Source organism: Salicibibacter kimchii, from assembly GCF_003336365.1.
Taxonomy (GTDB): Bacteria; Bacillota; Bacilli; order Bacillales; family Marinococcaceae; genus Salicibibacter; species Salicibibacter kimchii.
The window spans coordinates 69,781-95,761 of record NZ_CP031092.1 but is presented as its reverse complement, the minus strand read 5'-3'; the positions used below and the strand labels follow the sequence as shown (position 1 = coordinate 95,761).

Below are 25,981 nucleotides of genomic sequence, written 5' to 3'. Positions count from 1 at the left end.
AAAAGTCAATTGGCAGCGATTAATTCACATCGATATGATCTTCAAGTTGTTGATAGGTTTTTTCACCGATGCCGCTCACGTTTTGGATATCACTCGTCTCTTGAAAATTCCCGTTTTCTTCTCGATATTGAACGATGGCTTCCGCCGTAACCGGCCCCACTCCGGATAGTTGCTGTAATGTTGTTTCATCAGCAGCATTAATGTTGACTGTTTCTCCCTCGTCATCGCCGGAAGCTGTTGCTGATTCTTCCCATCCTTCATGGTCTTCCTCATCTTCGTGCGGAACATAGACAACCATTTCATCTTCCAGTTTTTTAGCAAAATTTATGCCATTTTCATTCGCCTTTTCCGTTGTGCCCCCTGCTTCACGAATGGCATCATCGACGCGCCGCTTCGGTCCCATCTCATAAATCCCAGGATGGGCAACCTCCCCTTTGACGTCAACAAAAACTTCCATCGTCTCTTCTTCTACCTCTTCCGTTTCGGTCTTTTCCAATTCCTCAGCATCTTCTTCAAATAAAAATGCGTCCTCCTGCAATTCGTCTTCGTCGGTATTGGTGGTGGGAGAAAACAACCAGGCACCTCCGGCAATCGTAATGATAACAACCAGTATGCCCCCTCCATAAAGAAGATAGCGTTGATTCATTGTAATTTTCCCCTTCACTACGGTTATTGTACTTGCTTAGACTGCATACAACGGTAAAAGTATGATCGTGGTTGGGGGGATTCCCATGGACATAGGAATTATCGGAACGGGCAATATGGGCACTATGCTCGCGGAAACACTCGTCACTTCTCGAGCCGTTCCTGAAGAACGTCTATTTGTGACCAATCGCAATTTGCAAAAAGCTGAACGTATCCGTCAAGCATATACAAGTATAAACGTTACACCTGATGTTTCCCGTTTGGCTCGGCGATGCGATCTTATTTTTATTTGCGTACGTCCGCCTCAATTTCCTGCCCTTTTACAGACGATTCAACCATTTTTACAAGCGAACGACACCGTCGTCTCAATCACAAGCCCGGTAACCCTCGAACAGTTACAAAGTCTCGCCCCCTGCAAAACAGTGCGCGCGGTTCCGAGCATTACGAACCGAAGTCATACGGGGGCATCGCTTATTACGTACGGAAATGGCTGGTCGACAATAGAACAGGAAGATTTTGAAAGCTGGATGGGCCAATTTAGCGTACCGCAAATTGTATCCGAAGAAACGATCCGCGCCAGTTCCGATATCGTCAGTTGTGGACCTGCATTTTTCGGCTTTTTATTGGAGGAAATGACTTCGGCAGCGGCACGAAAAACGGAGCTGACGGAAAAACAGGCGGAACGCCTGGCAGAAGAAATGATCATCGGGATGGGGACGTTATTTTCAAAGCGATTATACAATTTACAAACGTTGCAGGAAAAAGTAAAAGTGCCCGGAGGAGTGACAGGTATCGGGCTTGAGGTTTTAAAACAAACGGAAGGTGTGTTCGATGAATTATTCACGGCGACACATGAAAAATTTGCGGAAGATCAACGCATGCTGAAAGACAAGTTCGATCATTTGGATTAAAGATATCACAGCTGCAAAAAAAGTCAAGATTTTCTAGCCGAAAAGAAAATGCGTTCACTATCTGCTTGGGGAGGTTGAGTTGTAAAATCAGCCGTGACCTCAATGTGTTGAAAACCGGCGGCTTGAAGCCACTGCTTATAGTCCGTAATCGAAAACGTCCGTTGACGGTGCAACTCGTCAAAACGACGATAATCTCCATTTGGCAAACGTTCAAAAAAGGTTAGTTCATGTTCTACAACCCCCGGCACCTCATCAACGGAAAAACTATTCAAAATCATGGAGACATTCGTGTCCGCGTCTCCATAAGTACGATCGGGGAAATGGTGTTGGATTTTCAACAACGAATGAACGTCAAAAAGCAGACAGCCGCCGGAGGTTAAATGCTCATAAAACGCTCGAAAGGCTTTTCTGACCTCTTCTTCATCATAGAGATAATTAAGCGCATCGCAAAAAACGGTGATGGCATCTACTTGTTTCTCTAATTGTAAGTAAGACATGTGCTGCGCACGCAAATGCGGGGTAACGTTATTGTGCGCCCGAATCTTTTCGTCTGCAACCGCGAGCATTTCTTGCGAGTAATCGATCCCTTGCACGTCGTACCCTTGAGACAAGAGCATGGACATTAACGTTCCCGTTCCGCAACCAACGTCGGCAATCATCGGTGCGGGAACATTCATTTCATCTAAATGAGCGCTTGTCCATGCCAGCCATTGACGATAAGGGGCTTCGTCTTCCATTAAATCATCATATAGTCGGGATCCGTTTCCATACATCACATGTTGACTCCTTCTCTCTTGTTTCGCCACCCTACGAAAGCACGTGGTCAAGGGAAACGACAGGTGCTTCTCCCCATAATTTCTCGAGGTTATAATACTGGCGGTCATCCTCATGGAACACATGAAGCACCACACCCCCGAGATCGAGAAGAACCCACTTGCCGTCCTCATAACCTTCCATTCGCTTTACGGGGATATCTGCATGTTGGGCTTCGTTTTTTATTTCTCCTGCGATCGCCTGCACTTGTTTTACCGAAGAGCCATGGCAGATTACAAAATAATCAGCGAGAATGGATATCCCTCGCATATCCAGAGCTACTATGTTTTGGGCACGTTTATCATCTGCCACCTTTACCGCTGTCTCCATGATTCGATCTGTCATCTAAACACCTCTCTTATTTTTTTCACCGATGGCATCGTTATAAGCGGCAACCGTCATGGGGTGTACCATACGCTTGCCCGCAAGCAAATGTTGGATCGTGTTGGTGTACGTGACAAGCAATGCTTCGTCCACGTCCACTTCTGCCAACTTTCGCACTTCCTCAAGACCCGGAAAAGACCGGCCCGGTTCCATGTAATCAGCTAAAAAAATAACTTTTTCAAACAGGCTCATTTGCGGGCGGCCCGTCGTATGCCAATAAATTGCGGAAAAAATTTCCGTGTCTTCGATCCCGAACGCTTCTTCCACCATATATGCTCCCGCGGGCGCGTGGAGCAATACGCCTCCGTATTCCGAAAAATTTTCAGCAGGTTCATGTTTTTTTAAGACAGCAACGAGTTCTTCTTTCGGCAGAGGTTTTGCGTAATCATGCAACAACGCTGCCAATTCAGCTTTTTCTTGATCAACTCCATGTCTTTTCGCTAAAGCTACCGCTGTCTGCATCACGCCGAGCGTATGGTTGTATCTTTCTTTCGGCAACACCTGCCGGACTTTTTCTTGAAACCATTCATGAGCCATACAGACGATTCTCCTCCACGTACGTTCTTACCACTTCAGGCACGAGGTAACGGATGCTTTCGTTGTTCTTTACCCGTTCTCGAATATCTGAAGAGGACAGCTCCATTTCAGGGACATGCACCTTGATAAATGCTTCTTCGAACGGGGAGTCCACCCCGTAATCCGGACGTGTCGTCACGATAAACGTAACGAGTTTTTTTAGCTCCTCAATCCCATTCCAAGTATGCAAGCTGACAGCCATATCACTGCCGATGATAAAATAAAATTCATCATTGGCGTATGCTCGTTTCAAAATATTGATCGTATCCAACGTATACGATGGACCTTTCCGATCCAGTTCAATCGTACACAATCGGAAGGAGGAACGGTTACTGATCGCGAGCCGTGTCATCTCCACCCGGTCATTCACACTTGCCATATCTTCATTTTGCTTATGCGGCGGAATGCTCGTCGGTATAAACCAAACTTCATTCAAGGTACACGCGTCCATGGCTTCTTGCGCGATCATTAAATGAGCCAAATGCGGCGGATCGAATGTCCCTCCCAATATCCCGATTTTTCTCCCCATAGGAACCCCCTCAAGCCTTAGGCAACGCGTAATTTGAATTCTCTTTTGCAGGCTTAAACAAGATGACCGTAAAACCGATCACTTGAACGAGCGCGGACCCACTTCGTTCCGATAGTTTCTGCGCGACTTGTTTTTTATCTTCCGGGCAGTTTTGCAAAATCGTGATTTTTATCAACTCGCGTGCTTCCAATGCATCGCGGACTTGCGTGACCAAGTTTGGGTTCACACCGTTTTTTCCTACTTGAAAAATCGGCTTGAGCGCCTGTGCTTCTGCACGCAAATATTTTTGTTGTTTATTCGTCAGTTTCATTTTGTTCCATCTCCTCGCGAATCATGCGAGCCATAAATGCACGATCCGCACGCTTTTCGGTCCAAATTTCATAGGCAAGCGCTGCTTGCTCAATAAACATGGCAAGGCCGTTTTGAACGGCTTTCGCCTCAGATTTCCCGATTTGCAGCCACCGGGTTTCCAAAGGATTATAGATCAAGTCACTCAGATAAACGTTCGTTTTCAAATTCTCGATTTCCATCGGTAGCGCATCTTCTCCGTTCATTCCCAGCGAGGTCGTATTAATAACGAGGTCAAAAGAAGACAGTGCCCGTCGCGCGCTCGATTGATCCAGCACATCTATATTAATATAACGGCCAAGGTTTGCTTTCAAGTCGACAGCGCGTGCAGGTGTGCGATTGGTGATGGCCAGTTGTTTGACGCCGTGTTTGGCCAAAACGGTGGTGACGGCCCGCGCGGCGCCTCCCGCCCCTATGACGAGTACTCGCATTTGCTCAAGGCAAGAGCCGGTCATCGCTTTTAGTCCGTTCAAATAACCCTTGCCGTCTGTATTATATCCATGCCATTTGCCCTCGCGGTTAACAACAGTGTTGACCGCGCCGATTTCCAATGCTTCTTCATCCACGACGTCTAGGAAAGGGATAATATCCACTTTATGAGGGACGGTGACGTTAAAGCCCCTCAATCCCAATGTTTGAAATGCTTCAAGTACAGCGCCAAGGTGTCCGGGAAGCACATCATAACTCGTATAAATGGCTTTTCTTCCCACCGTTTCAAAGTGGCGATTGTGGATAAGCGGAGATTTTGATTGGCTGATCGGGTGACCGATCACTGCATAGTTTTCCAACGTCAAATAATCGCCTCTCTTACTATGACTTCAACATGCTCCGGTACGTAAACGTCGATATATGCACCTGCATTCCCGACGGTCACCCATCCTAAACCGGGAATAACCACATCTGATTTATCTTGCTGAATGTGAAAAGACTGCCGTTTAAGAGGAGGAATGTCAGCGAGCGAGTGTTTATCCGGTGGGGATAACAAGTCTTCCCCTGCATGTTTTTCATACAACGCATCGGCACCGCTTAACTTCGTGCGATGTGGTTTAAAAGCTGGCGGGAAGTAACAAACGAAATGATTAGCCTCTCCCTTTACAAAGTCCATACGGGCAAGCCCGCCAAAAAACAGGGTTTGTTCCGGTTGAAGTTGATGCACAATCGGTTTGATTTCTTTTTTCGGTTGCAAAGATGCCATCTCCCGTTGCGGAAGCCCGGCCAGCATCTGTTTCGGATTGATGACACCGGGGGTATCAAAAAGTTTGCGCCCATCATCCAACGGGAGGTCGATGAAAGCCAAAGTTGTACCCGGAAACGTTGACGTCGTAATCAACTGTTCCTCGTCTCCTTCAAATCGTCTGATGATTTGATTGATAAACGTCGACTTCCCTACGTTCGTACTTCCAATGATATAAACGTCTTTTCCCTGCCGGAGCTCGTCCATGTGAGCGGCAACTTCCTTTATATCCTCCCCTTTGAAAGCGTCCATTAATAATACATCCGCCGGGGTCCAACCTCTTTGCAATGCATCTTTTTTAAGCCAAGTTTTCAATTTGCGTTCATTTACCGACTGCGGCAATAAATCACGCTTATTGCCAACGAGCAGCAACGAATTGTTTTTTAAAGCGTTTCTCTCCAACAGCCAGCTTCCTTCAACATCAAAAAGATCCACAAGCATTACAAGTAACGCATCGGTTTGACCGATGGTTTTCACCATCCGGCGAAAATCCTCTGCTTGCAAAGGAACATCCGGTATTTCATTGTAATGTTTCAAACGGAAACATCGCCTGCAAACAATCCCATCGCGCTCCAGGGCAGCCGGAGGCGCGTACCCCATCTGAGAAGGGTCGGACGTTTGGACCGGGACACCACAACCGGAGCAAATGATCGTGCTTTCGCTCATTTCATCCGTTCACCTCCTGTCGTTTGGTTCATTTTACGCATAACAAATTGTTCAATTTTACGATTCGCTTTAGTCGCCCAGCCGTCCGTTTCCGAAACAGGGACAACGAGGATTGTATAATAGCCGGCCCGATTTCCTCCGAGAACATCGGTGAGGATCTGGTCGCCAATAACCGCTACTTCCTCTTTCTTTAACCCCATTTCCTTCGTTGCCCGTCGAAACGCGCGTTTCAATGGTTTTTTTGCTGAATGAATAAAAGAAACTCCCGTCGGTTCGGAAAACGTTCGCACTCGCTTCTTTTTATTATTAGACACGATGGTTATTTTAAACCCTTCGTCATGAAGATCATCGAGCCACTCCAACAGCTCAGGTGTTGCGTCGGTTCGATCCCAGGCAACGAGCGTATTATCAAGATCGGTGATGACTCCTTTAATCCCCTTTTTGCGTAACGCCTTCCGATCAATTTCATATATGTTTTCGGCATATTGATCCGGCATCATCGAAGATAACATGATTCCCCCCTGAGCAGTTTTTACGAACATGCTTGCTAACTGAAAAGTATACCGATGATCGCTTTCTTTTTCAAACAAAGGTTGGCAAAACATCATTTATATGAAATTGTTCCGAAAAAAATGATAGATACTTTTCGACAAAATTTTTATCGACAACATTGTGGATAATATTATCCACTTACCCCCTTCCCTTTGTTTCACGGTTTAAACAACCGTTTATTTTTGTTGTGCACAACTTATCCACGATATGCTGTGGATAAACGAACGATTGTTCCATGGCTTCTTTTCATGATAGAATCATTATACAGCTTCAAACTGACGGGAACAATCTCAGCATCATCGATTTGGAGGAATCACCAAGGAGGTGGATCCGCGACTTTTGCGGGCTGGCTATGCGGAACCTTTCTGATGAAATGTTAATAGAAGCGTATGAAAGAGCTTTACATCTAAATTTGAATGATGATTTCATTGCCATTATTCAATCAGAAATGGAACGACGATCCTTAACGGTTACACAGTCACTGGGCTAAGACATGTGCATAAGAAACAAGCTTGCAATAAGGCGCCGGTTTGGCCATATACCGGGGTCTTTTTTATTGGCTCTATGAATCAGGGAACTGATTACGGGTAAACTAAATGAGAATACGAGTCTGATTTAGGTCTTCGTACCTAATTTCGTTTTGTTCCATCCCTTTTCTTCTTATTTAATGACTTGGTTTAAAAAAAAGTCGTTCCCGATTTTAAGCGATGCAGTAATAATAAATTTACGTTATACTCGTGCTATTGGAACTTACTGTCGAATGAGGAGTGATAGATAGAATGAGCTTGTTACACTGGGCGATCCTCATCCCCTTCCTATTTGCCATCATCGTACCGATACTCTATAAATACATACGCCCTATCCATACCGGATGGTTTGTGCTGCTCGTGCCGTCCGTTTTGTTTATTTATTTTTTGCCATACTTAACCCCGATCTCTAACGGGGACACATTTATGGAATCTGTTCCCTGGGTCCCATCTTTAGGTATCCAATTTTCAGCCTATGTCGATGGGTGGAGTTTATTGTTTGCCCTTCTGATCACAGGGATTGGCGCGCTTGTGGTTCTATACTCCATTTTTTACTTAGATAAAAAATATGAAGCACTGAACAATTTTTATGTCTATTTGCTTCTTTTTATGGGAGCGATGCTCGGGGTTGTCCTTTCCGATAACCTAATCGTGCTCTATGTATTTTGGGAATTGACGAGTCTTTCCTCTACGCTTTTGATCAGTTATTGGTATTATAGAGACGCTTCCATCAACGGGGCCGTCAAATCATTGAATATTACCGTGCTCGGCGGTTTTGCGATGCTTGCCGGCTTTGCATTGCTATACGTAATGACGGGAACTTTCAGCATCCAGGAAATGATTGGACAAGCCGGAACTGTCATTGATCACCCGTTGTTTTTACCGACGATTATTCTAATCTTGTTGGGGGCTTTTACAAAATCGGCACAATTTCCTTTCCACATTTGGCTCCCTGACGCCATGGAAGCGCCTACTCCGGTTAGTGCCTATTTGCACTCCGCCACCATGGTTAAAGCCGGGATTTATCTTGTTGCCCGTTTCACGCCATTGTTCGGAGGCGCTGCGGAATGGTTTTGGATCATTGCCGGCGCCGGTTTGCTTACAACACTGTGGGGATCGTTTTCTGCTCTTCGCCAGAAAGATCTTAAAGGGCTGCTCGCCTACTCTACCATCAGCCAGCTTGGGATGGTCATGTGTTTGCTCGGCCTCGGTTCCGCCGCGTTGTATTTCGATGAAGCGAACGAATTGTACACCGTTGCAATCTTGGCTGCCGTCTTTCACCTTTTTAACCACGCCAGCTTTAAAGGCAGCCTCTTTATGACCGCCGGGATCGTCGATCATGAAACAGGCACCCGGGATATTCGCTCGCTGGGAGGATTAATGTTGGTGATGCCGGCAACCGCCACGATCTCTTTAATCGGTGCGGCATCGATGGCCGGGCTGCCTCCTCTTAACGGCTTTCTCAGTAAAGAGCACTTTTTCATGGGATTAACGAACGCGGCCGAATATGGCATCTTCAATATGGAGACCGTCGGCTTGATTTTCCCGATCATCGGGTGGCTTGCCAGTGTGTTTACATTCGTCTATTGCTGCATCTTTTTCTTTAAAACGTTTGCCGGGCGTTTCGATGCCAGCCGCTTTCCCAAGAAGGTACACGAAGCACCTGTCGGAATGTTAATCAGCCCGGCGATTCTCGGCTTCATTGTTGTTACGGTCGGCTTATTCCCGAATCTTCTGTCCCAATCGATCATTGAACCGTCGATGGCGTCGATTTTAAACGGGTTGCCGATGGACAACGAGGCTTTTTCCGTGGACATTGAACATTGGCACGGGTTTAGTCTTGAACTGTGGATGACCATTGGCGTTGTCGCCTTCGGAAGTTTGATTTTTGCAGGGATGGGACGATGGAGCAAATGGTCGATCTATAACAAAGATGTCGATCCGTTTACCCCTGTCTACGACGCGACCATGACCGGGACCATTAAAGGTTCGCAACTGATCACAAACGTACAAATGACAGGCAGATTGCGTGATTACTTCGCTTTCATCGCTGTCTTTTTCCTGATCATTACAAGTTGGACGATGGTCCGTTTTGATGCTTTTGCCCTTGATCTTGAAGCCATGGGGAACGTCACCATCTACGAAATGCTACTCATTGGACTGTTGCTCGTTTCGGTGCTATCGTTGCCTTTCATTCAAAAACGGATCGCGGCTGTCGTCGTCCTTGGTTTCGTCGGATTTTTTATCGCGCTCTTGTTCGTAAACTTCAGGGCGCCGGATCTTGCCCTCACCCAACTTTTGATTGAGACCGTTCTTGTCGTCCTTTTCATGCTCGCCTTTTACCATTTGCCTGAGCTTAGAAAAGAAACATCAAAACTAACGTTCAAATGGACGAACGCGATGATCTCTTTTGGTATAGGGCTAATGATGACAGTGATCGCCTTTAGTGCCTTTACCTTCGGGCAGGGAAATGGGTTTGACCCGATTTCCGACTACTTCATTGAAAATTCCGCGGACCTGGCAGGCGGCTACAATATGGTCAATGTCGTTCTCGTTGATTTCCGTGGCCTTGATACGATATTAGAAGTACTTGTCTTAGCGATCGCCGCACTTGGCGTGATTGCCTTGATTCGCTTGCGCATGAAGGAGGGGGATGACGTATGATGCAGTGGAAAACAAACAACCTTTTATTTATCCATGTCACCCGCATCGCTTCTTTTCTCATCCTTTCCTTCTCTATTTATCTGTTTTTCGCCGGACATAACGACCCCGGCGGAGGATTTATCGGTGGATTGATGACAGCAGCAGCCGTGCTCTTGCTATATTTGACATTTGATAAACGGAAAATCGATGAGATGCTCCCGATCAACTATGTGAACCTTATTCCAACCGGGCTTCTTATTGGATTTGGTGCTGGATTTATCGGCATGATATTTGGCTTTCCATATCTCACCCAGTTTTTTGATTATTTCACCCTTCCCTGGATTGGTGAAGTAGAACTGGCAACAGCGGTTTTATTTGATCTCGGTATTTACTTGGGGGTCGCCGCTGTCGCCCTTACCATCATATTAACGATCGCGGGGGATGAAGAATAATGGAATTGCTCATGTCTATCGTCGTCGGTGTTTTTTTTATGGTAGGGACATATCTACTGATGACGAGAAGTTTGATTAGAATTGTGATTGGCGTTAACATTTTATCCCACGCGACACACTTGCTGTTATTGACAATGGCCGGGCTGAAAACAGGCGCTCCTCCGCTACTTAACCGTGGAGAAGAAGCGTTTACCGATCCGCTTCCGCAAGCGCTCATTCTCACCGCTATTGTGATCAGTTTTGGAGTGACCGCTTTTACCATTGTCCTCGCTTATCGAACGTACAAAGTACATCGAACGGATGATCTTGAACAGTTAAGGGGTTCCCGCGAATGAATAGTCTTGTTATCGTACCAGTTGTTTTACCGGCCATTATAGGCGCTATCCTTATCTTCTTTGCAAGGTTCCAAAAAGTGCAAAGGGTCATTAGTGCCATTACGATGATCAGCCTTCTGATCGTTTCCATATGGCTCGCCATTGAGGTCTACAATAATGGCATAATGACAATCGCTCTTGGGGATTGGGAGGCTCCCTACGGAATTCCTCTTGTTGCAGACATGTTCGCGACCGTAATGTTGCTCTTGTCAGCGATTGTAGGCGTTTGCTGTTTATTCTTTGCTTTTCGAACGATTCATCCGAGCAGGGAAAAATTTTATTTTTACCCTTTCTATTTCTTTTTGCTGGTAGGTGTGAATGGTTCGTTTCTTACCGGGGATTTATTCAACCTGTTCGTCTTCTTTGAAGTCATGTTGATTGCCTCTTATATTTTGATCGTACATGGGGGGAGCGGCTATCAACTAAGAGAATCATTTAAATATGTCGTGATCAATATTTTCAGTTCCATGTTCTTTTTGGCAGGGATTGCCTACCTGTACGCGGCGACCGGTACGTTGAACATTGCCGATTTAGGCGTGCGCGTGGCAGAATTGGGCCAAGATGGGGTGCTCAATGTTGTAGCAGTCGTCCTTCTCTTTGTTTTTGCCATGAAGGGCGCCCTTTTCCCTTTATATTTTTGGCTTCCGGATTCTTATACCGGCCCTCCTGCAGCGATTGCCGCGCTATTTGGCGGACTGCTGACGAAAGTTGGTATATATGCGATTATACGCATGTTCACGGTTGTCTTTAACCATGACCCAACGTTTACTCACAATCTCATCTTATTTGTTGCCGGTGCGACAATGTTCTTTGGGGTTTTGGGAGCTGTTGCCCAGTTCAACTTCAAACGGATTCTTTCCTATCACATCATCAGCCAGGTCGGATACATGGTGATGGGACTTGGGATTTTCACACCACTTGCTGTCGCCGGCGCGATTTACTACATCGTTCACCACATTATTGTAAAAACCGCGTTGTTCTTATTCGCCGGCATTTCGGAGAAAATCACCGGTACAAATGAGCTGAAACAGATGGGAGGGCTCTTGAAAACCCACCCGGCATTCGCTTGGCTGTTTTTTATCACAGCTATTTCACTGGCAGGGATTCCTCCGCTTTCCGGATTTTTCAGCAAGTTTCCGTTGATTTTATCCGGTATGCAAGAAGAACGCTATCTCATCACCGCTGTTTCCTTGATCGTTGGGCTGTTGACTTTATATTCCATGATCAAAATATTTTCTTATGCTTTTTGGGGAAGGCAAAAACATACGGAAGCCCAGGCGAAAATCAAAACCGGCAGCTTGCTTGTATCAATCGCTCCGCTCGTGGTGCTTACAATTGCATTAGGGCTTTTCGCCGAGCCGATCTTCAGCTATTCCCTTGAAATTGCTGAAGAACTTCTGGAACCTTCTGTTTACATTGAATCTGTGCTGGAGGAGTAAAACACTATGGCATTTCAAATTCTTTTAAATATCGCCATCGCCATCTTTTGGATGGCACTCCAAAATGAATACACGAGTGTCAATTTCGTGATTGGTTATCTAGTTGGAATCGTCGTTGTTTTTTTCCTGCGTCGATCCCTTCCGCAAACGTTTTATATGCAACGGGTATGGGCGATCATCAAATTAATTTTTCTATTTATTAAGGAGCTCGTCGTCGCGAATATCGACATGATACGAGTCATAGTGAGTCCGAGGTTGAATGTGACCCCCGGAATTGTCGCGCTCCGAACCTCTTTGAAAACCGACTGGGAAGTGACGGTTCTTTCCATGTGCATTACTCTTACGCCCGGAACGATGACGATGGATTACTCCGAAGATGGCCGCACCCTTTACATTCATTGCATTCATGTAGAGAATACACAGGAAGTGATTGATGATGTTCGCAATAACTTCGAGCGGGCCATTCGGGAGGTGACAAAATAGTGTTTGAAACGGTGCTGTTGATTGGATTGGTCATCTTTTCATTTTCTTTGTTGCTCTGTTTGGTACGCGCGTTGAAAGGTCCGACACTATGGGATCGCATTGTTGCACTTGACTCCTTTGGCTTAAACTTAATCGGTTTCTGTGGTATTATCATGATCCGGCAATCGACGTCTGCCTACGCTGAAGTTGTGTTGGTGTTAGGGATTTTGGCCTTTGTTAGCTCCGTAGCATTAGCGAAGTTTTTGGAAAGGGGTGTCGTCATTGATCGAGATTCTCATTAGTCTGTTTGTGCTCAGCGGCAGTTTGTTAAGTTTAATCGGGTCTTTAGGCATCATACGTCTGCCCGATACTTACAGTCGCATGCACGCGGCGACCAAAAGCTCGACGCTCGGCGTTATTTTGCTGATTTTAGGAACCTTTACGTACTTTTTAGCCGAAGGAAACTTTAGCCTGCAATTGTTGATCACCATTATCTTTGTGTTCCTCACCGCACCGGTTGCCGCGATGATTATTTCCCGTTCCGCCCACCGAAATGGGGTAGAGTTATGGAGCCGGACAAAACACGACGAATTAATGGAAAGTTACCCGGAACATCTCGAACCAGAACGAGATAACGAGAAAGCTGACAAACCATGACGAAGGAAGTAAAAATGGTGTTTAAAAAAATAAAGTACGGGCAATAATGATTTTTATCGTATCAATTTGCTTGAATTCGGCCTTGAACACTTGACACAGCAAGGGTTTCATGAGTAAATTTGATATGTACATGCCACTCGTACTATATCAATCATGAAAGGGTGTTTTTACATGAATAAGACAGATTTAATCAATTCTGTTGCAGAACATGCCGATCTTTCCAAAAAAGAAGCCTCTAAAGCCGTGGACTCGGTATTCGACAACATTACCGACACGTTGAAAAAAGGAGATAAAGTACAACTCGTCGGTTTTGGCAGTTTCGAAGTTCGCGAGCGAGCTTCCCGCAAAGGACGCAACCCGCAAACCGGGGAGGAAATTGAAATTCCGGCGACCAAAAATCCTGCTTTCCGTCCGGGCAAGCAGTTGAAAGACGCCGTCAACTAATCAGATTCGAACATAAAGCAACACTTCCATCCGGGAGGGTCCTCCCCCCTCGGTTGGTAAAAAAACCTCCTTACGGAGGTTTTCTTACGCAAAGTAGCATAGTTAAAAAACGAAAGGGACGGTGCCTAAATGGTGCTCCCGCTCCCTTTCATCACCACCGTTACTGAGTCTCCCCTTTCTGACGCTTATAGAAGGCTTGAAACAGTTTCAGCAAGGCGCGTTTTTCAATCCTCGATACATAGCTCCTGGAGATCCCCATATCCTTTGCAATTTCCCGTTGCGTTCGTTCCTCGTCTTCCCCGAGCCCGAATCTTGCCACAACGACCTCCCGTTCCCGTTCCGACAATACATGAATGCTCTCATAGATATGGCGTTTTTCCATTTTCAGGTGTAAATTTTCGACAATATCCGGTCCATCCTCTTTAAGAATTTCCATTAAACTTAATTCGTTCCCCTCTTTGTCCGCCCCTATCGGCTCGTAGATGGAAATATCTTTGCTTACTTTTTTAAGGGATCGAAAATGCATGAGTATTTCGATTCCCATTACATTAGTATAGCGTCAAAAACTGTAAATGTGTACGTCCTCACCATTGATGATGATTTCCTTCACGATCTTATTCAAAAGTTCCTGCTTCTCATCAAAGGATAGATGCCCGCCCTTTTCAAAATAATAGTCTGCCGCTTCCTCAATGAGCGCTTCGTTTGCTTCATGCGCTTGTAGGTCTTCATTCTTTTGTTCGAGTTCTTCAAGTTTTGCTTGCAAGGATTTTTCGCGCTTGGAATTGTCGTTTAATTGATCTCGCATCTCGTCTGTGGATATGTCCAGATCGGCGCTGAACAGTTCGAGCAAACGTTTCCGAGCAATCCGAAGTTTTTCAATTTCTTCATTAATACGTGCGATTTCTGCTTCTTCATGATTGGGCGTTTCAAAATCGTCATCAGACGCGGCGCTTATCTCGGATGGATCATTCAGCCACGCTTCGACCTTCGCCCACACCTCCGATTCTAAGCGATCTGAGGGGATTCTCATAGCAGGTGTGCATCCTTTTGATTTTGCGCCTACGCTGTTCTTCATGCAGGTATATTCCCGTCTGTATTTATTCCAGTTTTTACTATAACGTCCGGTGATCGTGTTTCCGCATTTATGACAACGGCACAATCCACTTAGCATATACTTTCGTTTGCCTTGCTTGGCGGATCGGCGGCGGATCGTTTCAAGTTTTTGTTGGGCGCGATTAAACGTTTCTTGATCGACGATGGCGGGAACCTCTGTCGTTATCCATTCTTCGCGCGGACGAACGGAAATAGATATGCGGTCCTCGGCATCCCGATACTTGTTTCCGAGCATATCTTCCGTGTTCCATTTGTTTTGGTGATATTCACCCGTGTACGTCTCATTGATAAGAATTTGTCGAACCACGTTTCGATGCCACATCCCGACACGTTTTTTTGTTGGTATGCCCATCTCGTTTAGATAATTGGCGATTGAGTTCATGCCTTGTATGTGCGACGGCGGATTCACAAACAGGCTGAATATCATCTGCACGACTTTTGCTTCTTCTTCATCAATGACATACATGCCGTTTTCTTTATCGTATTCGTATCCGAGTATATGGCTGTTCTTAACGACTTTTCCCTTTTTCGCTTTATTGACGCGACCACGACTCATGCGCTCATTGATCTTTTCCTTCTCGAATTCAGCTATTGCACCTCTCATTTGGTAAAACAACATGCCCTCGGGCGTTCGTGCAAACTCGCCATTTACGTACTCAATGGATGCTTTCTTTTCGATTTCTTCAGTGATAATCAACTGGTGCACTAGCTTGCGTGAAAGCCTATCAGGATCGTAGCAGATGACTTTTTCAATCAATCCCTGTTGTATATCCTCCCTAAGCCGTGTGAGGGCAGGACGATCCAATACAGCGCCGCTTATGCCATCGTCGATGTATTCCATGACTTCATTTGTCTCGGCTTTCTCCTTGCAATCGTGAATCTGTCCGTCTATGCTGTACCCCTTCCGCTGATCTTCTGTTGAAATTCTTACATATATCCCTATCATAGCTATTCCTCCGCAAATAATATCGCTTAATAAGTGCATAGCATTCCTTCCTTATGCGATTCGATGACTCCCCTTGATGCAAAATGACACGCATTTGCCACACCTCCACTAAACCATATGAAGGTGCTGCTTGTACGCTTTACATTTTTAATATGTATTCTTTATTAATTTTATAGGAACACATATTTTATATCAATACTTTACGGAACTTTTGTTCGAAAACCCTTGAATAAAAACTAATGTTCGTATATTATGTAACAAGAACATTTATTCTTATGGGGGTTATCTTATGAGTGCACCGTGGAACATAACAAAAAATGCGTTAGTTTTTGGCTTGGGATTGAACAATACCATGACGATCCATTTTGATGATGGGGATGGAATCAAAAAAGTTGAAGGGTCGCTGTTCAAAATGAGCGATGCTGACGAGGAAATTATGATCAAAGATGATGCTGATTTCTATGTACTTAAATATGAGGAAATCCGTTTTGCGGCGGTGAAAGTGAAATGAACGAAAACAAACTCACCCCCGGTAGCAATATGCGTTGGGAATCGATGCGGATGATACTACCCGAGCATCGGGAGAGGTGGCTACAACATCGGGAGAGCATGAAAAAGGTGGAGAAACCCGTTCTTGATGAGCAGAAATGGGAAGAGATTGAGCGCACGATCAATGAAGCGATGGAATACGGTTCGTTGCTCGAATTTACGTATTGGGAGGATGGGTTCTTTTATTCGATTGTAGGTGTTTGTGAGCGTGTGAATGTGGAGCAGAAGCAGTTTCACATTATTGATGGCGAGGACGATATACATTATTTGAAATTCGATGTTGTAACGAATATTCACCTCGTCTAAATTCATTACGATGTGTTGAAATTAACGAAAAGTTATTGCTTCTGTTTGAAGGAAATCATATGATGGGTATAGAATAAGTAGTGAAGGTGTAAAAATTGTAAATAAGGAGGGTTGAAAATGGCTAAGGATATTTTAGCTATCGCATCTGCTCTTGACAGTCTCTATAACAAAATAAACGGGTTTGAAAAAACAGACTCCGATTTATCTGAAATGAAAATGCACAAACTTCTATATTTCGCCCAAAAATACCATTATTATCATTTCGGTAAATGGTTATTTAATGAAGACTTCGAAGGGTGGATTCACGGTCCAGTTAGTAAGACCTACAGAAATAATAAAGATGATTTAAGTTGTGACGAATCCATTAGTTTAGAAGAAGAATACACCCTCCGCGATGTAATTTTCGAACTAGGAGATTACGGAGCTTATGAGCTTAGAGACCTTTCTCATGAAGAAAATGCATTCCGAATTTCCAGAAAAGAGTTATGCTCCAATGAACGAGGATATAAAATCATAAAAAAAGAACACATCATTTCGGATATGAATGAAGACGATGATGCACTAATAGAATACAGCGAGGTGTAATTGTTGACCACTCCTGAAGGCAACATCGGTTTGATTTGTAGATCTTTAGAAAAATATTATGATACAAGGGCAGGCGAAATGAAAGTAAAACGTCGACCTGTCCTTATTATTGGTTGTGAAGATGATTATATTCGCCCAAAAAATGTTGATTATGAGTTGGTTTATATATCAACGTTGCCAAATAAAGATCCTCATCCAACTTATGATTATCCTGTTTTAGACGACTTTCACATTGAATTAGGACTTGATCGCCCATCATACATAAGAACTCATAAGCATACTTGGAATCATGCAAAATTTATTACATACCAAGATCCCATAAGTGATTTAGGGAGAGAACACCCAGAATTATTTAAAGAGATACTAAATTTGAATACTAAGTGGATGGAAAAAAGAAACTACCATAGCATGTATTGTGTAGGTTTTAATAAGTGAGTAAACACGGGCCCCGGCTCGTGTTTTTTGTTTAGGACTTTGTTACTTATTTAATTATATCGGCAAAAAGATATAAAAAGGGGTTGCATGTATCGGTATACCGATGGTATACTTAATGTAACAAATCAGGGGAGGTTATCAAAAATGATGACAGCTAAACAAAAAGGATTTATCGACAGCTTGATGAAAGAAGTAAACGAAACAGGCATTGACGTTCTAACCATTGACGGTGTACGTGATCACTTGGAAGCTGGAGAGCATGGAACAAGTAAACAGGAAGCATCAGAAGTTATCGAAGCACTACTTGAAGCTAAAAAGAACGCTCCGGCTGCTCCTAAAGAAGAAAAAGTAAGCACTACTCACATTCAAACGGCCATCGACAAACTTTTGAAGGGCAAGCGCAAGAACAAGCAAATCACATTGATCAAACTTGGCAAAGCAACCGGCAAAGGTAATATCACCAAGTTGACCACATTCACAGATGACGAATTACTAAAAGCAGAGCCGATCTTGAAAGAAGAAAAAATCATCAAGTAAGAGTAAGGGTAAGGGTAAGGGTAAGGGGAGTGCGCTCCCCTCTTTAAAAAAATTAGGAGGTTTTAGAATGGTTATTAACGCAGACTTTATCAAGTATCAAATGAATTATGTAGGTATCAGCACGTACTATTTATGGAAAATGACAGGTATTGCTTACTCCACGTTGAGCGATGCAGTTACTGGCAAGCGCCATGCAAGCAAGTTATCAGCGCAAAATTACGACCACATAACAAGCGTTTTGTTTACTGATACCGAAAAGCTATTGATTAAAAAATCAATGTTCAACATCAAAGAATATGAAAAGTTGTGGAAGATGTTAGCTGAATCAACACTAAATGATGATGCTAAAATTTATAGAAGTGGCGGCGTTTACCATGACGAAGAAGGCAATCCGAAAGATTTACCTGTATCGGTTGAATTGCAGTTTAGTTTTTTGAACGATAAGCATTTAAATTCATTAAGAATCTTCGACAAAGACTTGTACAATTCACTTGATAATAAAGGTCAGCGTGATAAGAAGCGTATTGTTAGCGAATATTTGAAGGATTTACAATAGGAGGTGTTTTATAATGCCGGAAGTTGTAAAGTGCGTAGAATGCGGAGAAAAAATGATCGAAGATGACGATACCGCAATGCTTAAATGCCAATTTTGCGGAAACGGTACGATTGAAGTCATTGTAAAAGATGATTGAATAAAACCGGGGCACACCGCCCCGGCTTTTCTATGATATAGATCGTTTCCCCTAATCATTAATATAACACTAAACAGCAAAAGGAGCAACGCCTAATCACCTCGGTGTAGACCTTGCTCCCCAGCATCGACCCACCACTTCCGCATCAATGAGAGGCGTGGCGGGTTCTGTTGGGTTTATTATATCAAAAAAGGAACCTTCCCACAAGGTTCCCGGACGACGACGAAGAATAAGCCGTGATTATATTATATCACCCTGACAACTCATTCAACAAGTCATTATTCTGACTTGCCGTGCCGGTATAATTCGATATTCCGTAAGTGTTTTCAGCCAGATCCTTTCGATTATCGTAGCTGGAATCCATTCCGATGCGGTTCATATAATCCACGATCCCTTCGCCACTATTTGCAGGTGGATTTGAGCTTTTACCGCGAGTGCCGCTACCCGAGACTAACTCAAGCAATTTTGTGTTTTGAGAAGCAGTTCCAGAGTAATTAGTTATACCGTGGCTTTCTGCCATGCTTTTGCGGTTGTTGTAACTGCTATCCACACCAATGCGGTTTAAATAATCAACTATACCCTCACCAGATTTCGGGGCAGGATTATCGCCACTGCCATCGTCATTGTCAAGCTCTCTCAATTTCTTCAAAGTGGCCGGTCCCGGAACGCCGTAGAAGTTAGCACCACGCTTAGAAATATTATATTTGTCATGGAAATCACGGGTGGCATTCAATGTGTTTTGCCCTAAAATACCATCTTCGTCAAGCCCAGCATCTTCCACTCTATTTAAAAGCTGCTGGGATTCTAAATAGCTATCTTTTTTGACCATCCACTTATCATCATGGTAAGAAGCAAAACTTTCATTGTTTGGCCCATACTTTGGAGGACCGCTTGATGATCCACCAGAGCCGCCTCGAAGACGTGATCTTACAGTGTCCATATTGATTCCCGGACATCCATTAGTAGCATGTCCGGGATACTCGTTATGCCCTTTGACATCACTAATGGATATCTGATCTAATCCGTCTGTTTCTCGGATTGCCTTCACTAAATCTTCCCATGAATCCTCTTGTGCTTGAGTGAAGCTGCCATTGCCGATGGAACAAACGCCGATCAAAGGCGTGTTATTGTTTCCGACATGGTAGCCAATTCGATTGACGCTGTTCGTCCACTCAATTGTTCCATCTTCTAAAATCACAAAATGATATCCAATGGAGGGCCATCCGTTATCATTAGCGTGCCACCCAGAAATATCACGTCCATCATTTCCAGTCGATACCGAATGATGACGCGCGATATCCGTAATTTGTGACCACGATCTCTTGCTGTAGGCCCCGTTCCTAATCATATTTCCACGTACATCAACAAGCTGTGGTAAATCTCTATATCCCATTATTTCATCCCCTTCTCAAAAAATAAAAAACAACCGCCTATTGCGATTGCTCGGTTTTCTTCTTCTCTTTACCGATGCTAAGATCGTACCCCTCTTGAATCGCTCCCCGTATTTCATCTTCTTTGATGGGGATTTCGCGCTCTCTTGCTCGTTCTGCGAGCCATGCTGTTACGTGCTCAAATTTTTCATACCCACTTTCGCCCTTAAAACGTTCATTTATTAATCGTACACCCTGCTCTGCTAAGGTCGATATAATATAAGAATCGCTTTCTTTTTTGACCGATTTCAACGTTTCTTCAAGAAATGGCTTTAGCTTGCCGCCGATGAACCCTAAAAACGCCAAAAATGCAGTTACAACACCTTCAATCAGTCCAAAACCTTCTACAAATTCCATGATAAATTCCATTCAAATCACTCTCCTATCACATTAAAACAGCAGTCACCATACCGCCTACAATCAAAACAGCAAGGCCGCTGCCAAATTTCCACAGAAAAGACTTCATGCTCTCTAATTGTTGTTCTTTATCACTATTCATTTCTTTACGCATTTCTTTAAGATCAACTTTTACGTCATTGATGGATTCCGTAAGCGCGGTTAAGCTATGCTGAGTTATCTGCATGTTCGCCTTAAGATCGTATTGGTCTGTCTCTAGCTTGTCCACACGCTTTTTTATATCGCGCATATCTTCTGACATGTGCTGGACGTTTTGTTCGAGCAACTCCAATGATGGTTCACCCACCCTCATACCTCCAATCGGAGGGTAGTTTGACCCTCTGATGTTGTAGGTCAATATCCCCTGTTTATACTTATCTATATAGGGTACCTTATAGATACCCTGTGCCGTCGCCCTGTCGGTGCAGGGGAGAGGGGCCGCAACCCCTCGACCATACATAAAAAACACGCCTACTCGGCGTTGTTCTTCTCCTTCACATATTCAACCGGCGCATCAGTTGTGGCTTGGTTGTTGCGTGGTTTGATCGCCTTTTCTTGTTTCGATTGCTCCGTCAACCGATCCAGTTCCTCTTTCAGCAGGCGGTTTTCTTCCGCGAGAATGGCGATTTTCTTTTTAGCATTCGCCATGTCTTGTGACCATTCAGAAGATATGCTATCGATGATTTTGTTTGCGTCTTGTTGCATTATTCATCATCCTTTCAGTTCTTCTACCTCTCTCTTCAAACTTTCAATTTCAGCTTTCATATCCCGCATATTCGGGATTAGAAGCGTCCACGCTCTGTCACTGTAATTCTCAACCTCGCCATCATCATAAACGACAAACTCTGACAGCCCAACATCATCAAAATCATCGGCAATCAACCCATGAAATTTTGTCGGCTCATCGTTTTCTTCTACATTGCCATTGACTTCCTCTTTGTCGTACCAACTTTTAATGTTTAAATCGAGTATTTTTTCATAATCAATATCTTCCGCGATTTGTATATCCGTTTTGTATTTTCTTGCAGATGTGGCACGGGCAATCCTCCCTGTGTTGCTGTATATATGCGTGTTGACGCTGTTTGACGTTGTTCTGTGTCCACTATTTCTAATATCGCCTTCAATTGTTACGTTGTCGCCGGGGAATCTTGCGCCGCCATCTGGTCTAAACACCTGCCTTTGCGTATTGCTTGAATAAAAACTAACCTGACCGTCATCTTGCTGACGGATGTAATTGTTGGTATTGAAACGCCACTGGACAGAATTTGAGTAGGGAATAATGCTAACGGTGTGATCTGACGAGCCAAGGCGCAACTCATCATATATACGAACAAAATCATGAGCGATACGCATTTTCGTGGAAAACGTATCAGAAGATGACCGATGCCTAAAATACACACTCGCATTTGTCCGCCTGTCAAAACCACCGTAATAGATGTCGATGTCATTTGTACTGTCAGACTGATCAAGAATAATAGACGGTTGATCGTGGCTCGTAAACTCACCCTCTGAAACTGGTCTTCTGTTAGCGTATAATCGTAATTCGGCCCCGTCGTTTTGGTTGTTGTACGGGCCATTTACCGTAGTGACATTATTGTACGTATCCGATCTAAATAGCGGTCTAAGCAAGCCCCCGTGACGCATACTGATATTGACAAAATCGTTTTCTAAAGTCCACGCCATGCCACGCCTGCTAGGGTCTTGCGCATCCCAAGCAGGACCGAAACCGCCGATGTGATTGTTTTCGCCATCATACATATCAAATGTGTACTGACCAAGACGCAAACTCAAATCTCCGTTTGAATAGCTATATAAACATCCGTTCCTGAGTTCTAAATTACGGGGTCCACTACTCTGATATATCTCCGACCCCGTGATCGTAACGCCGTATATATCAATCCCCTGCAACGTGCCAGTCGTCATCTTGTCGGCGGTAAACGTACCCGCAATAATCCTGTCACCGTGCAAAGTGTCCGCTTGTATACGATCCCCGAGCATTGTTCCTGTGTCGATTTTACTAGCTGACAGATTCTTTATTGCCGCATTGCCAATCACACCTTCAGCGATGTAAGTCGTACCATCAACGCTGATTAGATCACCCTTAATCCGCTCGCCGTCTGCGTCCTTCACTTGATCGGAAAACTTGTCGAAATCGATTGTGCTGTCTGCAAGAATGCCCGCCGTTTCTGATAGATCACGTAGGCTTTCCGCAATGTCTTCGCCAAACAAAATATCCTCGTCTATGATCCTGACCGTACTACCTTCTGCCCGCTCGCTGTATTCACTAGCACGCCCGTGATGATTAATCGCGCGAACGTAGTAGTACCACACTTGATCGCTTTCAACGATGTGATTATACCCGTTCAAATAACCGCGCCAGATCATATTTTCAGAGGACGGCACAAAATCGGGCGCTTGGCTGGCATACAATTCATAGTGCTTGATAAATGTTTCGTCGTTAAAATCCCAATAAAGTTGGATGCTGCGATAGCTGCCCGCCGCCTCTAAATTCGTCGGCATTGATGGCTCAATATCAGGAAAATTACTATCGTCAATTTCCGGATGCTCCCAACGACCACGGTTATCGTTGATGTCCTCGATCACACGATCAAGGCGGTCATCATCAAGAGCAGTCAAGAATTGGCCCATCTCGACTGTTGCTGTGCCTTCGATGTCGAGCAGATCATATTCAATGCTGATTACCCGCGCTTCAATTTCGATAGGGCGGCCAAAGTTTCTGTCTACCGCCTGCGTGGTGTCGCCTAACTCCACATGCTCATGCTCGTATCCTGTCAAAAATTCTAATAAATGGACGGATAATTCATAATTGACTTCCGGTTCTTTGGCATTCTGCAAAGCGTCCCATGTGGCCTGAAGCAACTCGTCCGTTTCTTCGATGTTTTGATCAGAAAATATATCCTCGCGGTGCAGGAGTTCGCCGTTGTGCTGTCTCCCGTACTTCTGCAGAGCATCAGGATCACCAATCCACCGCTGTCCTTCCGGCTTGTCTACGGGGTCGCCATCATCTTCTGACCACACCTCATCCGCAAAGTCGATGTATCGTGTATAGCCGCCTGTGTGCTCTCCTTCTTCATCTTCGACCCGCAAGGACGTACCTCGTCCGTACATGGCGGTGACAGGGTAGCTCAACACGGTGCGCTGTATTTCTTCTACGTTATGCCCGATTTCCCATCGCAAGCCTGTGTCGCTACCTCTACGCTGTAATATCTTGATTGTACGACGGTTGACTTTGTTTGTTTCGTCAAACTCGACGACCGCTTTAAACTCGCCGCCCCACACTTCTAGTATTTTCCATATAGCGTCGATGGAGGTGATATAATAAAAGTTCTGCGTGGCGTTTCCGAGTTCGACCTCGACTGATCCAGTCCAGCGTGTGCCATCCAGAGCCGCATCAATCGCTACATCAGCCGTGTCACCGTCCATGCGCCGATCAACGACGATATGCTCTTTGAGTTCCATAAAGGCGGGCTCGCAGACCGCCGTTGTCGTTGCCCCGTCTGTGCCGTCGCTATCGTCCAATTCTTTGATGACGTATAATAAAAGGTCGCCTTCCTTGTCTCGGAAAACGACCTGATTTTCTTCTCTGACATGTTGTGAGTGTTCTTCCTCAGCGTCTACGGTAAACGTGAACGGCGTATCGGGCAGGGTGTTCAGTGATTCTTTATAGAGCGCTTCTGTAAGCCCAGTGGACGGAGAGAGGATCGTCAGAAGTTCGTCGTCTTGGCTAAAAATGTATAGTTCGGTGCTGGCTCGTCTGTCCGGGGAGTCAAATTCGAATTGCTCCATCGTGCCGATAAACGAGCCGCCGACTTGGGTTAGGTTTCTTGTCATGGGATCACCTCCAATGTAAAATAAAAAAACGCCTTTCGGCGCTTTAGAATGCTTTGTTGTGGACATGTTTTAATCTGTCGTTGCTTACGCTGCTGTATATCATAGTTGTTGAGATATCGGTGTGTCCCAAGAATTGCTGTATTTCTTCGATGGTAGCACCTCTTTCTAAAAGGTGGGTACTAAACGAATGTCTGAACCTATGCGGATATACAGGCTTATCTATTTCTGCACGTTCAGACATTCGTTTAAAAATATACCTCATATTGTCCTTGCTCATTCGTCTGATCGGCTTTCTTTGAGTAACTAAAAAAGCAGGCTCGTTATCTTCTCTTTCTCGCAAATATTTGTTTATCCAAAACGCCGCTCGTTTACCATGCATCACGACTCTCTCGACATTTCCCTTCCCACGAACAATAACTGTTCTTTCGGCAAGGTCTATGTCGTTTACATTAAGCTCATAAACTTCATTGATCCGGCATCCTGTACTGTAAAAGAATTCAAGGACAGCATTTTCAGTTGTATTGCGGCAGGCTATTCTTAACCGTTCTATTTCTTCAACGGTTAACGCTTTGGGTATTCGCTGTTCTTCCCTTGGCTTCTTTAGTTTAGCGCCAATGTTCGTTTCAGTTATTCCTTCATCATGCGCCCACTCTAAAATAGTTCGGATTGACTTCACCCTATGAGCAATAGTTGACGGTTTCAGTTCGCCGTATGACTTGGCGATATACGATTTCAGCACATGAATTTTTAGAGTGTCAATGTCTATATCTCCAATTTCCTCGATCAGCAATCGCCATTGGAGATAATACGAATCAAGAGTGTTTTCAGAGTAGTTCTCGATCTTCTTATCCGCTTCATATTCAACCCATACATCTGTCAACTTCATTCTTACCACCTCAGTTATATATGTTATATAACTATCTTACCAAACAGGTGTATGCTTGTCAATATAACTTATATAACTTACACTGATTGTGAGGTGATAAAAATGGCAGTGGACAAAAATAAAAATAAGCAAGTCCTCGTAACGTTTCCTGATGAAATGCTAGAAGAGATAGAAAGCTTCTGGTACGAACAAAAGTTTATGAACAGAAACGAAACCATAAGAGCGCTTGTGCAGTATGCCTTGGATAACAAAGACGGCTACCATAAATAATTAGGTGCCGTCTTATTTAGTTATATAACTTATACAACCCTTGGGGAGTTAGTTGAGTGGGGTTTATCTATTTAATCTTCCTGTTTTCCCTCTCATGACGTATATTTCATCCCTCTGCATTTCTCCTAAATCCTCGTATATGACCAATGCGGCGTATTCGATTTCGTCTCCGTTTATTGCTAATGAAAATTTTATATCAATTAAATCCACATAGGTTTTGTCCAGCAACTCATTTATCTGCGCACTCAAAAAATCTGGGCGGTTATCACTAAACGTTTCCGTTAAAATAAATCCATCGTCCTTTCTCACTTTTTTCCTCCTTTTCCTC

The 25,981-nt window shown here is 44.3% G+C and carries 35 protein-coding genes and 1 pseudogene; 18 read left to right on the top strand and 18 right to left on the bottom strand.

Translation table 11 applies throughout. The features are described from left to right. Positions 1-19 precede the first annotated feature (19 nt). Complete coding sequence (locus DT065_RS00610; protein ID WP_114369945.1) at positions 20-646, bottom strand: helix-hairpin-helix domain-containing protein; 627 nt, start codon at positions 644-646, stop codon at positions 20-22. Between the two features lie 85 nt (positions 647-731). Between DT065_RS00610 and comER the strand changes: the two genes are divergently transcribed. Next, a complete protein-coding gene (gene comER, locus DT065_RS00605) occupies positions 732-1,556 on the top strand; it encodes a late competence protein ComER (RefSeq protein ID WP_160112331.1) in 825 nt (274 codons plus the stop codon). A gap of 23 nt (positions 1,557-1,579) precedes the next feature. On the opposite strand, the gene DT065_RS00600 is transcribed toward comER, so the two are convergent. Genes DT065_RS00600 through DT065_RS00565 form a run of 8 tightly spaced genes read right to left on the bottom strand, consistent with a single transcriptional unit; the run spans position 1,580 to position 6,618 of the window. Next, a complete protein-coding gene (locus DT065_RS00600) occupies positions 1,580-2,329 on the bottom strand; it encodes a class I SAM-dependent DNA methyltransferase (RefSeq protein WP_160112330.1) in 750 nt (249 codons plus the stop codon). A gap of 34 nt (positions 2,330-2,363) precedes the next feature. Continuing rightward, positions 2,364-2,714 (bottom strand): ribosome silencing factor, encoded by a 351-nt coding sequence (gene rsfS, locus DT065_RS00595; RefSeq protein ID WP_114369939.1) that lies wholly within the window; start codon positions 2,712-2,714, stop codon positions 2,364-2,366. After that, the gene (yqeK, locus tag DT065_RS00590; protein ID WP_114369938.1) at positions 2,715-3,290 is read right to left on the bottom strand and encodes a bis(5'-nucleosyl)-tetraphosphatase (symmetrical) YqeK; all 576 of its coding nucleotides are present in this window, start codon (positions 3,288-3,290) and stop codon (positions 2,715-2,717) included. It abuts the gene before it with no gap. Then, positions 3,280-3,858 carry a nicotinate-nucleotide adenylyltransferase gene (locus DT065_RS00585; RefSeq protein WP_114369936.1) on the bottom strand — a complete coding sequence of 193 codons (579 nt, stop codon included), beginning with the start codon at positions 3,856-3,858 and terminating at the stop codon, positions 3,280-3,282. The genes yqeK and DT065_RS00585 overlap by 11 nt, the downstream gene beginning before the upstream one ends. Positions 3,859-3,868: 10 nt before the next feature. Next, complete coding sequence (yhbY, locus tag DT065_RS00580; protein ID WP_114369934.1) at positions 3,869-4,168, bottom strand: ribosome assembly RNA-binding protein YhbY; 300 nt, start codon at positions 4,166-4,168, stop codon at positions 3,869-3,871. Beyond that, complete coding sequence (gene aroE, locus DT065_RS00575; RefSeq protein WP_114369932.1) at positions 4,152-5,000, bottom strand: shikimate dehydrogenase; 849 nt, start codon at positions 4,998-5,000, stop codon at positions 4,152-4,154. The genes yhbY and aroE overlap by 17 nt, the downstream gene beginning before the upstream one ends. After that, the gene (gene yqeH / locus DT065_RS00570) at positions 4,997-6,106 is read right to left on the bottom strand and encodes a ribosome biogenesis GTPase YqeH (RefSeq protein ID WP_114369930.1); all 1,110 of its coding nucleotides are present in this window, start codon (positions 6,104-6,106) and stop codon (positions 4,997-4,999) included. The genes aroE and yqeH overlap by 4 nt, the downstream gene beginning before the upstream one ends. Beyond that, positions 6,103-6,618 (bottom strand): YqeG family HAD IIIA-type phosphatase, encoded by a 516-nt coding sequence (locus tag DT065_RS00565; RefSeq protein WP_114369928.1) that lies wholly within the window; start codon positions 6,616-6,618, stop codon positions 6,103-6,105. Before DT065_RS00565 ends, yqeH begins: the two co-directional genes overlap by 4 nt. A 275-nt stretch (positions 6,619-6,893) precedes the next feature. Between DT065_RS00565 and DT065_RS19780 the strand changes: the two genes are divergently transcribed. The 9 genes from DT065_RS19780 to hbs all read left to right on the top strand — a co-directional run bounded on the left by DT065_RS19780 (position 6,894) and on the right by hbs (position 13,656). Further along, positions 6,894-7,148, top strand: a complete 255-nt coding sequence (locus tag DT065_RS19780) for a sporulation histidine kinase inhibitor Sda (RefSeq protein WP_418314567.1) — start codon at positions 6,894-6,896, stop codon at positions 7,146-7,148. Between the two features lie 289 nt (positions 7,149-7,437). After that, positions 7,438-9,849, top strand: a complete 2,412-nt coding sequence (locus tag DT065_RS00555) for a Na+/H+ antiporter subunit A (RefSeq protein ID WP_114369924.1) — start codon at positions 7,438-7,440, stop codon at positions 9,847-9,849. Then, positions 9,846-10,280, top strand: coding sequence for a Na(+)/H(+) antiporter subunit B (locus tag DT065_RS00550; protein ID WP_114369922.1), 435 nt, complete (start codon positions 9,846-9,848; stop codon positions 10,278-10,280). Before DT065_RS00555 ends, DT065_RS00550 begins: the two co-directional genes overlap by 4 nt. After that, on the top strand, positions 10,280-10,615 hold the full coding sequence (locus DT065_RS00545; RefSeq protein ID WP_114369920.1) for a Na(+)/H(+) antiporter subunit C: 336 nt from the start codon (positions 10,280-10,282) through the stop codon (positions 10,613-10,615). The genes DT065_RS00550 and DT065_RS00545 overlap by 1 nt, the downstream gene beginning before the upstream one ends. Continuing rightward, entirely contained in the window at positions 10,612-12,093 is a 1,482-nt protein-coding gene (locus tag DT065_RS00540; RefSeq protein WP_114369918.1) for a Na+/H+ antiporter subunit D, read from the top strand. Before DT065_RS00545 ends, DT065_RS00540 begins: the two co-directional genes overlap by 4 nt. Before the next feature lie 6 nt (positions 12,094-12,099). Next, entirely contained in the window at positions 12,100-12,576 is a 477-nt protein-coding gene (locus DT065_RS00535) for a Na+/H+ antiporter subunit E (RefSeq protein WP_114369916.1), read from the top strand. Beyond that, positions 12,576-12,857, top strand: coding sequence for a Na(+)/H(+) antiporter subunit F1 (locus DT065_RS00530; protein WP_114369914.1), 282 nt, complete (start codon positions 12,576-12,578; stop codon positions 12,855-12,857). The genes DT065_RS00535 and DT065_RS00530 overlap by 1 nt, the downstream gene beginning before the upstream one ends. Further along, positions 12,838-13,212, top strand: coding sequence for a monovalent cation/H(+) antiporter subunit G (gene mnhG / locus DT065_RS00525; RefSeq protein ID WP_114369912.1), 375 nt, complete (start codon positions 12,838-12,840; stop codon positions 13,210-13,212). Before DT065_RS00530 ends, mnhG begins: the two co-directional genes overlap by 20 nt. Before the next feature lie 171 nt (positions 13,213-13,383). Beyond that, positions 13,384-13,656, top strand: a complete 273-nt coding sequence (gene hbs / locus DT065_RS00520; protein ID WP_114369910.1) for a non-specific DNA-binding protein Hbs — start codon at positions 13,384-13,386, stop codon at positions 13,654-13,656. A gap of 160 nt (positions 13,657-13,816) precedes the next feature. Here hbs and DT065_RS00515 read toward each other — a convergent pair. After that, positions 13,817-14,191: pseudogene (locus DT065_RS00515) on the bottom strand (sigma-70 family RNA polymerase sigma factor); the annotation flags it as partial. A 24-nt stretch (positions 14,192-14,215) separates the two neighbouring features. After that, complete coding sequence (locus tag DT065_RS00510) at positions 14,216-15,715, bottom strand: recombinase family protein (protein ID WP_114369906.1); 1,500 nt, start codon at positions 15,713-15,715, stop codon at positions 14,216-14,218. A 289-nt stretch (positions 15,716-16,004) separates the two neighbouring features. Here DT065_RS00510 and DT065_RS00505 point away from each other — a divergent pair, with 289 nt between their 5' ends. The 7 genes from DT065_RS00505 to DT065_RS19555 all read left to right on the top strand — a co-directional run bounded on the left by DT065_RS00505 (position 16,005) and on the right by DT065_RS19555 (position 18,819). Continuing rightward, positions 16,005-16,226, top strand: coding sequence for a hypothetical protein (locus DT065_RS00505; RefSeq protein ID WP_114369904.1), 222 nt, complete (start codon positions 16,005-16,007; stop codon positions 16,224-16,226). Beyond that, on the top strand, positions 16,223-16,570 hold the full coding sequence (locus tag DT065_RS00500) for a YolD-like family protein (RefSeq protein WP_114369902.1): 348 nt from the start codon (positions 16,223-16,225) through the stop codon (positions 16,568-16,570). Before DT065_RS00505 ends, DT065_RS00500 begins: the two co-directional genes overlap by 4 nt. A 117-nt stretch (positions 16,571-16,687) precedes the next feature. Further along, positions 16,688-17,155, top strand: a complete 468-nt coding sequence (locus tag DT065_RS00495) for a Panacea domain-containing protein (protein WP_114369900.1) — start codon at positions 16,688-16,690, stop codon at positions 17,153-17,155. A 3-nt stretch (positions 17,156-17,158) separates the two neighbouring features. Continuing rightward, positions 17,159-17,590, top strand: a complete 432-nt coding sequence (locus DT065_RS00490; protein WP_227002681.1) for a hypothetical protein — start codon at positions 17,159-17,161, stop codon at positions 17,588-17,590. A 144-nt stretch (positions 17,591-17,734) separates the two neighbouring features. Next, the gene (locus DT065_RS00485; protein ID WP_114369896.1) at positions 17,735-18,127 is read left to right on the top strand and encodes a hypothetical protein; all 393 of its coding nucleotides are present in this window, start codon (positions 17,735-17,737) and stop codon (positions 18,125-18,127) included. A 67-nt stretch (positions 18,128-18,194) separates the two neighbouring features. Next, positions 18,195-18,683: a hypothetical protein gene (locus DT065_RS00480; protein WP_114369895.1), complete on the top strand. Its 489-nt coding sequence runs from the start codon at positions 18,195-18,197 to the stop codon at positions 18,681-18,683. 13 nt (positions 18,684-18,696) lie between these two features. Then, a complete protein-coding gene (locus DT065_RS19555) occupies positions 18,697-18,819 on the top strand; it encodes a hypothetical protein (RefSeq protein ID WP_257791142.1) in 123 nt (40 codons plus the stop codon). A 250-nt stretch (positions 18,820-19,069) separates the two neighbouring features. Here DT065_RS19555 and DT065_RS00475 read toward each other — a convergent pair whose 3' ends face one another. From DT065_RS00475 to DT065_RS00450, 6 genes are all read right to left on the bottom strand, one after another. Continuing rightward, positions 19,070-20,212: an N-acetylmuramoyl-L-alanine amidase gene (locus tag DT065_RS00475; RefSeq protein ID WP_114369893.1), complete on the bottom strand. Its 1,143-nt coding sequence runs from the start codon at positions 20,210-20,212 to the stop codon at positions 19,070-19,072. Between the two features lie 37 nt (positions 20,213-20,249). Next, a complete protein-coding gene (locus DT065_RS00470) occupies positions 20,250-20,618 on the bottom strand; it encodes a phage holin, LLH family (protein WP_114369891.1) in 369 nt (122 codons plus the stop codon). Positions 20,619-20,634: 16 nt separating this feature from the next. Next, a complete protein-coding gene (locus DT065_RS00465) occupies positions 20,635-20,952 on the bottom strand; it encodes a hypothetical protein (protein WP_160112329.1) in 318 nt (105 codons plus the stop codon). A gap of 164 nt (positions 20,953-21,116) precedes the next feature. Further along, positions 21,117-21,350 (bottom strand): hypothetical protein, encoded by a 234-nt coding sequence (locus DT065_RS00460; protein ID WP_114369888.1) that lies wholly within the window; start codon positions 21,348-21,350, stop codon positions 21,117-21,119. Positions 21,351-21,356: 6 nt separating this feature from the next. Next, on the bottom strand, positions 21,357-24,497 hold the full coding sequence (locus DT065_RS00455; RefSeq protein WP_160112328.1) for a phage tail spike protein: 3,141 nt from the start codon (positions 24,495-24,497) through the stop codon (positions 21,357-21,359). A 43-nt stretch (positions 24,498-24,540) separates the two neighbouring features. After that, positions 24,541-25,383: a tyrosine-type recombinase/integrase gene (locus DT065_RS00450; RefSeq protein ID WP_114369884.1), complete on the bottom strand. Its 843-nt coding sequence runs from the start codon at positions 25,381-25,383 to the stop codon at positions 24,541-24,543. A gap of 102 nt (positions 25,384-25,485) precedes the next feature. Here DT065_RS00450 and DT065_RS19120 point away from each other — a divergent pair, with 102 nt between their 5' ends. Next, positions 25,486-25,653 carry a ribbon-helix-helix domain-containing protein gene (locus DT065_RS19120; protein ID WP_193550792.1) on the top strand — a complete coding sequence of 56 codons (168 nt, stop codon included), beginning with the start codon at positions 25,486-25,488 and terminating at the stop codon, positions 25,651-25,653. Positions 25,654-25,716: 63 nt separating this feature from the next. Here DT065_RS19120 and DT065_RS00445 read toward each other — a convergent pair whose 3' ends face one another. After that, positions 25,717-25,962 (bottom strand): hypothetical protein, encoded by a 246-nt coding sequence (locus DT065_RS00445; RefSeq protein ID WP_114369883.1) that lies wholly within the window; start codon positions 25,960-25,962, stop codon positions 25,717-25,719. Positions 25,963-25,981: the final 19 nt, after the last annotated feature.

Excerpts from the sequence above, each read along its gene's own strand:
- DT065_RS00610 (WP_114369945.1), bottom strand. The coding sequence starts at position 646 with ATGAATCAACGCTATCTTCTTTATGGAGGGGGCATACTGGTTGTTATC.
- comER (WP_160112331.1), top strand. The coding sequence starts at position 732 with ATGGACATAGGAATTATCGGAACGGGCAATATGGGCACTATGCTCGCG.
- DT065_RS00600 (WP_160112330.1), bottom strand. The coding sequence starts at position 2,329 with ATGTATGGAAACGGATCCCGACTATATGATGATTTAATGGAAGACGAA.
- rsfS (WP_114369939.1), bottom strand. The coding sequence starts at position 2,714 with ATGACAGATCGAATCATGGAGACAGCGGTAAAGGTGGCAGATGATAAA.
- yqeK (WP_114369938.1), bottom strand. The coding sequence starts at position 3,290 with ATGGCTCATGAATGGTTTCAAGAAAAAGTCCGGCAGGTGTTGCCGAAA.
- DT065_RS00585 (WP_114369936.1), bottom strand. The coding sequence starts at position 3,858 with ATGGGGAGAAAAATCGGGATATTGGGAGGGACATTCGATCCGCCGCAT.
- yhbY (WP_114369934.1), bottom strand. The coding sequence starts at position 4,168 with ATGAAACTGACGAATAAACAACAAAAATATTTGCGTGCAGAAGCACAG.
- yqeH (WP_114369930.1), bottom strand. The coding sequence starts at position 6,106 with ATGAGCGAAAGCACGATCATTTGCTCCGGTTGTGGTGTCCCGGTCCAA.
- DT065_RS00565 (WP_114369928.1), bottom strand. The coding sequence starts at position 6,618 with ATGTTATCTTCGATGATGCCGGATCAATATGCCGAAAACATATATGAA.
- DT065_RS19780 (WP_418314567.1), top strand. The coding sequence starts at position 6,894 with ATGGCTTCTTTTCATGATAGAATCATTATACAGCTTCAAACTGACGGG.
- DT065_RS00555 (WP_114369924.1), top strand. The coding sequence starts at position 7,438 with ATGAGCTTGTTACACTGGGCGATCCTCATCCCCTTCCTATTTGCCATC.
- DT065_RS00550 (WP_114369922.1), top strand. The coding sequence starts at position 9,846 with ATGATGCAGTGGAAAACAAACAACCTTTTATTTATCCATGTCACCCGC.
- DT065_RS00545 (WP_114369920.1), top strand. The coding sequence starts at position 10,280 with ATGGAATTGCTCATGTCTATCGTCGTCGGTGTTTTTTTTATGGTAGGG.
- DT065_RS00540 (WP_114369918.1), top strand. The coding sequence starts at position 10,612 with ATGAATAGTCTTGTTATCGTACCAGTTGTTTTACCGGCCATTATAGGC.
- DT065_RS00535 (WP_114369916.1), top strand. The coding sequence starts at position 12,100 with ATGGCATTTCAAATTCTTTTAAATATCGCCATCGCCATCTTTTGGATG.
- hbs (WP_114369910.1), top strand. The coding sequence starts at position 13,384 with ATGAATAAGACAGATTTAATCAATTCTGTTGCAGAACATGCCGATCTT.
- DT065_RS00510 (WP_114369906.1), bottom strand. The coding sequence starts at position 15,715 with ATGATAGGGATATATGTAAGAATTTCAACAGAAGATCAGCGGAAGGGG.
- DT065_RS00505 (WP_114369904.1), top strand. The coding sequence starts at position 16,005 with ATGAGTGCACCGTGGAACATAACAAAAAATGCGTTAGTTTTTGGCTTG.
- DT065_RS00500 (WP_114369902.1), top strand. The coding sequence starts at position 16,223 with ATGAACGAAAACAAACTCACCCCCGGTAGCAATATGCGTTGGGAATCG.
- DT065_RS00495 (WP_114369900.1), top strand. The coding sequence starts at position 16,688 with ATGGCTAAGGATATTTTAGCTATCGCATCTGCTCTTGACAGTCTCTAT.
- DT065_RS00485 (WP_114369896.1), top strand. The coding sequence starts at position 17,735 with ATGATGACAGCTAAACAAAAAGGATTTATCGACAGCTTGATGAAAGAA.
- DT065_RS00480 (WP_114369895.1), top strand. The coding sequence starts at position 18,195 with ATGGTTATTAACGCAGACTTTATCAAGTATCAAATGAATTATGTAGGT.
- DT065_RS19555 (WP_257791142.1), top strand. The coding sequence starts at position 18,697 with ATGCCGGAAGTTGTAAAGTGCGTAGAATGCGGAGAAAAAATGATCGAA.
- DT065_RS00475 (WP_114369893.1), bottom strand. The coding sequence starts at position 20,212 with ATGGGATATAGAGATTTACCACAGCTTGTTGATGTACGTGGAAATATG.
- DT065_RS00470 (WP_114369891.1), bottom strand. The coding sequence starts at position 20,618 with ATGGAATTTATCATGGAATTTGTAGAAGGTTTTGGACTGATTGAAGGT.
- DT065_RS00460 (WP_114369888.1), bottom strand. The coding sequence starts at position 21,350 with ATGCAACAAGACGCAAACAAAATCATCGATAGCATATCTTCTGAATGG.
- DT065_RS00455 (WP_160112328.1), bottom strand. The coding sequence starts at position 24,497 with ATGACAAGAAACCTAACCCAAGTCGGCGGCTCGTTTATCGGCACGATG.
- DT065_RS00450 (WP_114369884.1), bottom strand. The coding sequence starts at position 25,383 with ATGAAGTTGACAGATGTATGGGTTGAATATGAAGCGGATAAGAAGATC.
- DT065_RS19120 (WP_193550792.1), top strand. The coding sequence starts at position 25,486 with ATGGCAGTGGACAAAAATAAAAATAAGCAAGTCCTCGTAACGTTTCCT.